The following is a 10,304-nucleotide window of genomic DNA, read 5'->3' as shown; positions in this document are numbered from 1 at the left end:
ATCCCCTGATCCATCATTCTGACCGGGGATTACAGTACTGCTCTGGCTGCTATCAATCTGTCTTGCGCAAACACAGGATCACTCCGTCGATGACAGATGGATATGATTGCTATCAGAACGCGCTGGCCGAACGCATCAACGGCATTCTCAAACAGGAATTCCTGTTTCACCGCTGCAAGACATTCGAAGATCTCAGGCAACTGGTCAAGGAGGCCATACAGACATACAATACCATGCGACCGCACTTCGCACTGGCGATGCAAACACCAGAACAAGTGCATCAAAAAGCCAGCGGACGATATCCGCTGGCTCCTTGAAAACCGTCAACGTATTTTAGGACGGCACAGTTCGTGTTGCTTCAAACTCAAGGCCGATGCGGGCGCCCTGATTTGCGCCTTAATCAGTGAACCGCGCGCGGTTCCATATCATGTTGGCGGATTGCCGCATTCGCGACAGCATGGCTGTCAAAGGACGCAATGTGCGTGCCGTCAGCGGTGAAAACACCAAAGACCATTTCTTCGCTATCTTCTTCGTTGCTTGGGACTTCGCGAACATAGGCGAAATCATGGATACCAAGCATTGCGAAATCAACATTCGACAACAGGCCGGTGTCTTGCGCCCCGCGTGGGGTACTTTTCGGGCTGAGCTGTGCAGTGCGGTCTGTCATTTGAACCACTCCTTATTAGGCATCGCTGCTTTTGTTGGCGGCTTTGCTGTCTTCGTCATCCACTTTCATGTCGATTGTACGCGATGATACGGCTTTCTTCTTGTTTGACCCAATGGCGATCTCACGCACGACAGGTTCAGGAATAGGCCGGTTCAAATCAACATGAAGCAATCCATTATCCAAATGAGCACCAACGACTTCTATACCTTCTGCCAGCACAAAGGAACGCTGAAACTGTCGTGACGCGATACCGCGGTGGATATAGATACGCTCATTGTCCTCTTCGGTGTGCTTGCCACGAATAATGAGCTGGTTGTCTTCTGTGGTTACAGACAGATCGTCTTCGGCGAATCCGGCAACTGCAACGGTAATGCGCAGCTTGTTTTCGCTGATCTGTTCGATGTTGTAGGGCGGATAGCCTTCTGCCTTGGTTTTCGAAACCTGATCGAGAACGCGTTCAATCTGATCAAAACCCAGCAATAGCGGGCTGTTGAACATGGAAATTCGTGACATTTGCAGCACCTCCTCCGTCAGAGCGAGTGTGAGTAGTGGTCAGACCCCACGCAGAATGCGTTTTTGGGCGCCTGTTTGTTCGACCCGATCCTATCGGCACCGAACGGTACTTTATATTCGAATAAATGTGGTTTTCACCGAAATAGTCAAGTGTTGCCTGTATCAATTGGCTTGGAAACGCTGCATTGCGAAACCCGATATGCCGGTTTGTCAGGTTGCCAGTGCGGGCTTCTGGCCCTGTCGCGTCATTGCCCCGGTTAAGTCTGGCATGGCATCAAGGGCATAATAGGCAACAGACTGATCCTTACCGCGCAGTGCGACTTCATGAAGTACGGCATTCTCGGGCAAGGGGATCGGTCCATGATCAAACAGGGTCTTTGAAATCACCAATGGAACGCCATGTCCCTTTGTCTGTGCTTCAAGCCGTGCCGCGGTATTGATGGTGTCGCCAATCGCACTGATGTTTTCGCGGCCCGGTGGGCCCATTTCACCCACAATTGCCTTGCCCATATGAATGCCAATCCCGATCCGCAAGGCATGGGGAAGTTCTGATTTCAGATGGTCATTAAGCCCCTCGATCCGGCGCAACATTTCGGCCGCCCCTTCAAAGGCATTGAGGATCATGCGTTCGGTATCATCGCTTTCATGACCATAAAGCGCCATCAATCCGTCGCCGGTAAATTGCGCGTAATAGCCGCCTGTGCTGCGCAGTGCCTCGGTCATTTCGGCAAAAAACTGATTGAGGATGAACAATACGTCATAGGGCATTTTCATCTCACCCAGACGGGTCGAATCGCGCAGGTCAATAAACATCGAGACCACTTGGCGCTCGCTGCCCGACAGCCCGCCGGGGCGGCGGCCATCGCGGGCAGATGCGTTTGGCGCCATCAAGGGTACAACTGCCAGATCGTTCTGCGGTCTGATTTGACAGGCGAGGCGCATGCCGTGGGGTGCCTGAATGCTTTTAAGGGCGGCGGCTTCGATCTGGCCGGGTTCGGCAAGCTGATCAAGGCCCGACCCGCAATGCAGGCGGCACGTCGTACAACGACCATGCCCGCCGCAGACTGATGCCATTGGAACGCCGGCATCGCGCAATGCTTCAAGGGCTGTGGCACCGGGCGGTACACGGACGGTGCGGCCGTTGGGCAGGTTCAGGATCGGCCCGCGTTTGACCCGGTCAATGGTCTGGCGTACTTGGCGCACGACAAAGGGGGCGACGGCCAATGCGATGGTCAGGATGATACAGGGGATCAATGCCTTTTCGTAAAAGGCAATAGCCGCATCGTTGACATTGGCGGCTTCAAGCACACCGAAAACATACTTTCGCCCACCTTCTTCGACCCGGCGCATGATCTCGGCTGCGGCGGCACCATATCCGGCAAGTGACAGGGCCGGGATCAGAATGGCAAGCGTGCCCAAAACGTTGCGCCATTTGGGATAGAACGGTTTAACTCGGAGCCAGAAATGAATGCCGATACAGCCATGGGTCCAGACGACAATGACGGTGATGGCTTGCAGGATCCCCTGACTGGGCAGAAATACGGCCAGATCAAGCAATACCCGCTCATAGGGTGATTCAACGTCAAATCCCAGATCAATGACGCGGGTTGCGATGATATGGCGAAACAGAAGAAACGGGATGCAAAGCCCCAAGATCATCTGCGCCCATTCCGATTTGCGCAGGCGCAGCGACCGGCGCCCGGTCAGTCGGCCCGTGGCCAATATGAAATGGGTGACAAGCGACACCAGAAGCAAAATCTCAAGCGGTGGGAACTTCCAGAGTCCTGTGCTGAAATCAGACGCCGTTTCCATAAATTCCGGCGATATGATCCCCGCTGCATGATTAAGCAGATGGGTCAGGACATAGGCAAACATTGTCAGTCCTGAATACAGACGCAGGTTCTGGATCATCTTGTCGGGTGCTCGTGTCTGTTGTGTGTTGCCGTGCGCAAAGGGTCTTGGATGGTCAATGTTTGCGGATGAGTGTGCATCAAACCATGAATTGTCCAAAAGCGTACAATACTTTTGGTTGATAAAGCGTTGCGCGAAAACGGCCATGAAAAAAGCCACCAACGGATGCTGATGGCTTTTAGACTCAGGATCAATATCTCGACGGCAATCAGGCGGCGTTTTGCACGCGCTTGCGGGTCATGAATTTGACAATTGATTTGGCAAAATCGGTACTGCTGATCGGTGTTTCAAGCGAGTCCATTGCCGTCTTATGCACATCATCTGGCAGCAGGTCGGACCGCATTTCGAGAAGCGCCTGCTCATAAGGGCGCATGAATTCCGGATGCGGCTGGATCGATGCGGCATTTTCGCCATACTGCAAGCCGGCGTAAGGGCAGAAATCTGACTGTGCCCAGACGGTCGCACCTTCGGGCAGCTCGACGACCTGATCTTGATGAAACGCATTAATGCGCATGGTGGGCGCACTGTCGGCCAGCCAGTCATTTTCGCCTGTTGTCACAGCATATTCATGAACGCCAACACCCCAGCCCTTGTCGGATTTGACGACTTTTCCGCCAAGGGCTGTGGCGAGAATCTGATGGCCAAAGCAAACACCAAAAACCGGCAATTTGGCCGATACTGCGTCACGCAAGAACTGTTGCAGTTCGATCATCCAGGGTGCGTTTTCATAAACGCCATGTTTGGACCCGGTAATGATCCAGCCATCCGCATCGTTGATTGATGTTGGAAACTGGTCTTGCAAGACGGACCAAGTTTCAAAAGTAAGGCTGGGGTCAACCGCACCAAGAAGCGTTTCGAACATGCTTGGATAGCTTGTGAATTCTTCGCGAAGTTCTTCCGGGGCAAGACCGGTTTCAAGGATACCAATTTTCATGCAGAACCTTCTTGCACTTTGGTGTGGCGCTTATCAGCAGGTATGAGATTTTAGCGCCAAAGACAAGTCCGATCCTGCGAGATTTCAGACAAATTTTAACCAGAAGTGCGAAACTGCCCGGCTTTGGGTGCGGGCGGTTGCACGGTCTGTCGTCACTTGGGTCTGTACGTGCCGTTTAGTTCAGGCGGCTAACACGGCAGACGACCATCCCGACCAGCATCGCAGCGACGAAAATGATGGTATCGGTTTGACCAAACGCCAGCGCGCTTATCGCAGGCCCCGGGCAATAGCCGACAAGCCCCCATCCAGTGCCAAACAGCAGGCCCCCAACGATAAGCTTTCGATCAATTCTGCGGTTGGTTGGAAGCCCCATTTTGCCACCACACAGTGCTTCGTCTCGGTTCTTGGCAAACTGGAAAAACGGTATGGCAACGATCAATCCGCCACCCATAACAAAGGCAAGGCTCGGGTCCCAGCCGCCATCGGCGATTGCCCAGATATCAAGGAATCCAAGAACCTTTTGCGGGTCAATCATGCCGGAAATATAAAGCCCCGCACCAAATATCGCACCGCATAACAGGGAAACAAAAATACGCATCACAGGCCCCCGATCAGATGGCGGGTGACAAGCACGGTTACAAAACCGGCCCCCATGAACGACACAGTGGCAACAAGCGAACGCGTTGAAAACCGCGACAGACCGCAAATGCCATGGCCGCTGGTGCAGCCGCTGCCAAGTGTGGTGCCAAAGCCAACCAAAAGACCGCCAATCACAATGATTGGCATCGGGTTTGTAACCAGGCTGGTGGCCTTGATCGGGGAGGCGATCAGTAAAAGCAATGGACCGGCAATCAATCCAATCACAAAGGCAAGCCGTTCGAAGGTTGCCGAACCGGTGTCATTGCCGCCACGTCCAAGCAAGCCACCAACGATGCCGCTGATCCCGGCGATGCGGCCATTGAGCAAAAGATACATGCCTGACGCCAAGCCAATCAGTCCACCGCCAATCAACGCAGAAACGGGTGTGAAATTTTCCATCTCGATATCCGTTGTGAAATTTATTTATATTAAAATATGCGCAATAATTAATTTGTCAATTTTAAGAGGAAGCATTGAGACCAAAAAGTAAGAATTCCGAGGTACCAAAGGGCGCTAAAATACTGTGTGTATTATCCGCCTTTGCCGATGATTCATTACCATCTTGCCAAAGCCCGGAAATTGGCAGATATAGCGACATACGGTTGAGGCGCCGCGTGCATTGTGCTGCGGTCTTTTCGGATTTCAAAATAGAGATGAGCACAGATCGTCTGTTGGCCAGTCGGCGACTTGATGTTGCCCTGGCCTTGGTTGCGCAGGGCGATTACGCTGCTGCTGCCGAAGTGGCACAAGCGGCAATTTCGGCTGATGCAAGGTGGGACGAAGCCCACTTTACCCTTGGCGACATCTATGAGCGCGCGGGTGAGGCCGAAAACGCGATTGAGGCGTACCGTCAGTATCTTATCCTTGATCCGATTGACCGTATGGGTGGTGAAGTGCGCCTGACCCTTTTGGGGGCGGCTGCCATGCGGGACCGTTTGCCGCCTGACTACGTGCGCGCATTGTTTGATGATTATGCGCCGCGCTTTGAAATCAGCCTGCGCGATCGCTTGTCCTATCGGGGTCCGGAACTGTTGTTTGAAGCAGTTCGCGAGCAACTCGATGCGATGGCAGGCCCGATTGAGGTTCTTGATCTTGGCTGTGGTACCGGGCTTGTCGCAGAAGTCTTTGGCGGTGCGGTCGACATGATTGATGGCATTGACCTGTCACCCCGCATGATCAACCGCGCACAGGCCAAGGGCCTGTATCGGACCCTGATTGCCGGGGATATCACCGCAATGCCCGACGCGCTTGAGACGGGTTATGGTTTGGTGGTAGCGGCCGATGTGCTGAACTACCTTGGCGATCTTGCGCCTGCGTTACGCGCGGCACATGCGCGCATGAAACCGGGCGGGCTTATGGTCTTTAGCCTCGAGCACGGGGATGTCTTCCCCTATGACCTTGGGCCCGGTCAGCGGTTCCGCCATCACGAACGGGCCATGGATGAATGGCTGAGTGAATGCGGCTTTGCTGTTCTGTCTGATGCCTATGGAACCTTGCGTCAGGAAAAGGGAAATCCGGTTGAAGGTCGCATCATGGTGGTCCGCGCAATCGACGGGCTGGACCTTTTGGCGGGCGATGTTGCGCAATTGCGCGAACAAGACTTGCCGGTCGCGCAAACGGTTCATTGATCCGGCCCTTCGAAACGTAAACCGAAACACCTTAACCCGCAGCCTTTGGTTGCGGGTTTTGACTATGGCTGGCGGCTAGTTCTCGATGGGGATTCCGCGAATGACGCTGACTTCGTGATAGAGATCGACATGCGGGTCTTTTTCGATCAGGCGCTGCGCGTCTGTGGCTGAAAGCGGGTGTGTGCCATCCGGGTCAGCATAGAATTTGCAGACAAGCTGCTTTTCAAGGTCAGTTCCGCATAGGGCCTTTTCGAGGGCTACAAAGAACGAAATATCTGTGCCGACATGTTGGTGCACGATTTTTGACGCAAGCTTTTCAGGACGATATCCATTGGCCTCAAAGCATTCAAAAATGATGTCTGATCCGATGCGGCACCCGAAATTCATCACGACCTGTGCCTTGGGTGCATGCTGACGAATGCGGCGCAACAGTGCTTCGTTCAACCCCAGCCCAACAGAGTTGTAGGGATATTCGTCAAAAGCGGTCCACGGGTAATAATGCGCGATATGATCTTCGGCTTGTGTCTCCGCGCCGTCCGGAAGTTCGACAGACTGTGCCTTTCGGAAGGCTGTCAGGCGCAGGTCATTTGGTTCACCGACTTGCGGGATGCAGGCAATCACAACATCGGTCTTGGTGATTTTGCTACGTGCGTCGTCCGTGTCGATAAGGCTGACGCTGCCGTGGACGGGCTCAAAATGTTCGGCGTGTTGCGGCGATAAGCTGCGAAGATTACGTTCGGCCAGCATGACAAGACGCGGGTCAAGATCACTGCCATACGCACGTGCTGCGCCACAGGTGCGCAAAATAAATGCGAGGTTCACACCCGTGCCAACACCGACCTCATAGACGGTTTTTCCCTTAAGCTCGGCCCGTTCAAGCCCTGCCTGAAAAGTCTGTGTCCACGGATCATCTGGATCGAAGGCGAAATCTGGTGCCTCGGGTTCTGTGCCTTGCTTTCGATGACGTTCGGCGGTGTCGTTGGCCGGGTCTTCAAACATAATGCTTCCTGTTGTGTGCGCATCAACCGGTCGTGGGTTGAGGCGGGAAAGTGATCGTCATGGGCGAAACCACCACATCGGGCAGGCATAAAGGCGTAGGGGACCCTTGCGGCTGTCAGCGATGGCCGACAGTCCTGTGCCGATACGCAAGAGCCTTGTTTTCGTCGCGGCCAAATAGCCGCGATGTGACACCTTTAGGGCGTCTAAAAAGGAAGTTTGGCCGGGGTCTATGCCCGGCGCAGGCGAGGCTTGAAATTGTCTTTAATTGATGGTCGCAAACTGGCGAAGATTGCTTGCCAGTTGGACATCGTCAGCCAGATCGCCAAGCGAAACAGACAGGCGTGCACAATCGCAATCCGAGCCAACCAGAACATTCAGTGGCACATTGCTGTCTTTCCGTCCAATTAGCGCCTGCATGATTCGCAGGACAGTCGGGGCTGGGGACAAACCGTTGCAATCGATTGTGTTTGAGTCTTGCATGCCATGTTCTCCTTGTCTTCTGGCGAGTAGGAACGTCGGCGAACCGCCCAAAGACGGTGGTGTCGTGTTGGTGCGGTTAATGTTCCTTCGCTCCGGCGGAGCCACGCAAACAGGAACACGTTCGACCAATGTGCAAACCCCGGTCAAATGGTAACGTCGGCAGTGGATATCTCGTGTGACAGGAACCCTATCATACCACTGCTTTGCCCACCGGGAGGTCATAAGGGCCAATTTTGTCAATTAACCCGTTTTGGTTTTTAAGCTCTTGCGCATTACACCTGCCGTGCGTCGGTACAAGGTGCTGTATTCAAATGCGATAGATTTGGAATCTGCGTTTTTCAGATGTTCCAAACCGGCCCCAAAACATGCCGATATGTGATCGGCCTGACCGATGTTGAGATCAATGGTATGGAGGTGCTGGGTGGGTGTCAAGGATGTATTTGATTACAATTTATGCAGCATAATAATTCGATTAAATTTTAATCATTCATGACCCATGGTCACGTCATGCTCTGCGGCGCACAAAATAACGAGCGCGCTATGTTGCGTTGCACCTATCTTTCCTGCGGAGTTGGGTGCAAAAAAATTACCAGCGGGTTTCAGGCCCTAGTCCCGAAAGCCCGGATCAAGTCGATCGGCAAGGCGCATCTGTGCGTCCCATTCAAGAAGCAGGTCACCATCGTCATAGGCCATCTGGCCAAACTGTTCGGATACCCGCTTTATGATCGCGTCATCGATTTTTTTAAGGGGGCGGCCCATGGACAGGGTCGATTCCTGAATCTCGCACGCCCGGTTGAGGTAAAACATGTTGGAAAACATCTGTCCGGCGGTCTCGCCAACCGTCAGAAGGCCATGGTTTCTAAGGATCAGAGCGACGTTGTTGCCAAGTGCGTCAACGATCCGGCCGCGCTCGTCAAGGTCAAGTGCGATGCCTTCATAATCGTGATAGCCGACCTGGCTGTAATACTGCAGCGCGATTTGGCTCAGCGGCAGCAGTCCTTCTTCAAGGCATGACACTGCGAATCCTGAACGCGTATGTGTATGCATCACCCATGCCGCACTGTGGCGACCCATATGAACCGCACTATGGATCGTGAATCCTGCCGGGTTTACCCGGTGTGGCGAGGCGTCGATTTTATTGCCATCGACATCGATTTTAACCAGCGATGAGGCGGTAATTTCCTCCCACATAAAACCGTAAGGATTGATCAGGAAATGCCCCGGCTCATCCGGTACGCGCGCCGAGATATGGGTGTAGATGGTGTCGGTCATCTTGTAATGGGCGGCGAGCCGGTAACAGGCGGCAAGTTCAATGCGGGTCTGCTTTTCAGCGTCGCTCATCGGGGCTTTTGCTCCGGCTTTTTTCTGATTGGCGCTCTGCATGTTGTCCTCACCTGATTTGATCAAACGGCTTTACTCTTTGATATACACTTGTTTAACTGAGGTTGGAGCATTTGCGCAAACTTTCTTTGGGGACTTTTCTTTATGACGACCGCCGAGCGGATTTATGGTGTTCTTTTGAGCGAAACGATGGATCTAAAAACGTATTATTCGCTCGATTTCGGGGGTGCGGCCCCCGACGTTTGTCTGCTGAACCCTGACGAGGTCACCCGCCCCGAAGACATTCGTTTTGCAGCATGCTGGCTGCCCGGGCCAGATGCCTTTGCGCCATATCCCAATCTGGAAATGGCGATGTCTGTGGGCGCGGGTGTTGATGCGTTGCTTAATCATTCTGGTCTTAACAAAGACGTTGCAGTTTGCAGGGTCCGCGATCCGCATCAGGCCCACTTGATGGCAGGTTATGCGGTGCATGAAGTTGTCCATTTTGAACGTGAGTTTTCCCAAATGGCGCGCAATCAGGTGGCGGCAAACTGGGATCCTTTGCCAATCCGCGCCCCTGCCGACCTTAAAGTTGTCGTGTTGGGCAATGGGTCGATGGGGGCGGCCATTGTGCGTGCCCTGGTGGCGGTGGGATTTGCGGTATCCGTCGCCTGTCGCCGTCCGCCAGAGGCCCCGGTTGCGGGCGTTACCTATTTCACCGGGGATAATTCCGTTGCCGAATCAGTCGTGGGCGTGAATGTGGTGATCAATACCTTGCCCCTGACGACCCATACCGAAAACGTCCTGAACGCCAATTTATTTAGCAGGCTGGCCAAGGGAGCCTGGCTTGTGCAGATCGGTCGGGGCGAACATCTTGCGGAGGCAGATTTTATCGCCGCCCTTGAAAACGGACAACTGAGCGGCGCAACTTTGGACGTATTTCGCACCGAACCCCTGCCAGCCGACCATCCATTCTGGCAAGATCAGCGGTTGCGCATTACCCCGCATATCGCAAGTGACACAATGCCTCATGTTGTCTCTGAGCAGGTCTTGCTCTCTGCCCGGGAGCTGTTGTCGGGCGCGCCGCTTAGTCTGTCGGTCAATCCGGCGCAGGGATATTAGAATTGCGCCAGCCTTGATTATCTTTTGTAATTAATCGATTGTATAATAAATGACAGATCGACACGCGATCCACACGCCATTCGGAAACAGG

At 53.7% G+C, this 10,304-nt stretch carries 12 protein-coding genes; 3 read left to right on the top strand and 9 right to left on the bottom strand.

Translation table 11 applies throughout. The features are described 5' to 3' along the window. A partial coding sequence (locus tag K355_RS24580; protein WP_022734018.1) for an integrase core domain-containing protein occupies positions 1-317 on the top strand: 317 nt, incomplete at its 5' end. Between the two features lie 83 nt (positions 318-400). On the opposite strand, the gene K355_RS0120380 is transcribed toward K355_RS24580, so the two are convergent. The 6 genes from K355_RS0120380 to K355_RS0120355 form a co-directional block, all read right to left on the bottom strand. Continuing rightward, positions 401-667: a DUF1150 family protein gene (locus tag K355_RS0120380; RefSeq protein WP_022734017.1), complete on the bottom strand. Its 267-nt coding sequence runs from the start codon at positions 665-667 to the stop codon at positions 401-403. Between the two features lie 15 nt (positions 668-682). After that, a complete protein-coding gene (locus tag K355_RS24575) occupies positions 683-1,180 on the bottom strand; it encodes an Hsp20 family protein (protein ID WP_022734016.1) in 498 nt (165 codons plus the stop codon). A 210-nt stretch (positions 1,181-1,390) separates the two neighbouring features. Then, the gene (locus K355_RS24570; protein WP_051146052.1) at positions 1,391-3,091 is read right to left on the bottom strand and encodes an adenylate/guanylate cyclase domain-containing protein; all 1,701 of its coding nucleotides are present in this window, start codon (positions 3,089-3,091) and stop codon (positions 1,391-1,393) included. A 208-nt stretch (positions 3,092-3,299) separates the two neighbouring features. Further along, the gene (locus K355_RS0120365; protein ID WP_022734014.1) at positions 3,300-4,025 is read right to left on the bottom strand and encodes a glutamine amidotransferase-related protein; all 726 of its coding nucleotides are present in this window, start codon (positions 4,023-4,025) and stop codon (positions 3,300-3,302) included. Between the two features lie 175 nt (positions 4,026-4,200). Continuing rightward, positions 4,201-4,623, bottom strand: coding sequence for a DUF6691 family protein (locus K355_RS0120360; protein WP_022734013.1), 423 nt, complete (start codon positions 4,621-4,623; stop codon positions 4,201-4,203). Then, on the bottom strand, positions 4,623-5,063 hold the full coding sequence (locus K355_RS0120355) for a YeeE/YedE family protein (RefSeq protein ID WP_022734012.1): 441 nt from the start codon (positions 5,061-5,063) through the stop codon (positions 4,623-4,625). Before K355_RS0120355 ends, K355_RS0120360 begins: the two co-directional genes overlap by 1 nt. Before the next feature lie 254 nt (positions 5,064-5,317). Here K355_RS0120355 and K355_RS0120350 point away from each other — a divergent pair, with 254 nt between their 5' ends. Further along, on the top strand, positions 5,318-6,292 hold the full coding sequence (locus K355_RS0120350) for a class I SAM-dependent DNA methyltransferase (protein ID WP_022734011.1): 975 nt from the start codon (positions 5,318-5,320) through the stop codon (positions 6,290-6,292). A 75-nt stretch (positions 6,293-6,367) separates the two neighbouring features. Here the strand turns inward: K355_RS0120350 and K355_RS0120345 are convergent, their stop codons facing one another. The 3 genes from K355_RS0120345 to K355_RS0120330 all read right to left on the bottom strand — a co-directional run bounded on the left by K355_RS0120345 (position 6,368) and on the right by K355_RS0120330 (position 9,154). Beyond that, positions 6,368-7,291, bottom strand: coding sequence for a 50S ribosomal protein L11 methyltransferase (locus tag K355_RS0120345; protein WP_022734010.1), 924 nt, complete (start codon positions 7,289-7,291; stop codon positions 6,368-6,370). Between the two features lie 261 nt (positions 7,292-7,552). Then, positions 7,553-7,771 (bottom strand): hypothetical protein, encoded by a 219-nt coding sequence (locus tag K355_RS0120340; protein ID WP_022734009.1) that lies wholly within the window; start codon positions 7,769-7,771, stop codon positions 7,553-7,555. Positions 7,772-8,377: 606 nt separating this feature from the next. After that, positions 8,378-9,154, bottom strand: coding sequence for a class II aldolase/adducin family protein (locus K355_RS0120330; protein ID WP_081649576.1), 777 nt, complete (start codon positions 9,152-9,154; stop codon positions 8,378-8,380). Between the two features lie 102 nt (positions 9,155-9,256). Here K355_RS0120330 and K355_RS0120325 point away from each other — a divergent pair, with 102 nt between their 5' ends. Next, positions 9,257-10,213, top strand: coding sequence for an NAD(P)-dependent oxidoreductase (locus K355_RS0120325; protein ID WP_022734006.1), 957 nt, complete (start codon positions 9,257-9,259; stop codon positions 10,211-10,213). Positions 10,214-10,304: the final 91 nt, after the last annotated feature.

This window comes from Thalassospira lucentensis MCCC 1A00383 = DSM 14000 (assembly GCF_000421265.1).
In the GTDB taxonomy this organism is placed as follows: domain Bacteria; phylum Pseudomonadota; class Alphaproteobacteria; order Rhodospirillales; family Thalassospiraceae; genus Thalassospira; species Thalassospira lucentensis.
This window is presented reverse-complemented; position numbering and strand designations above follow the sequence as displayed.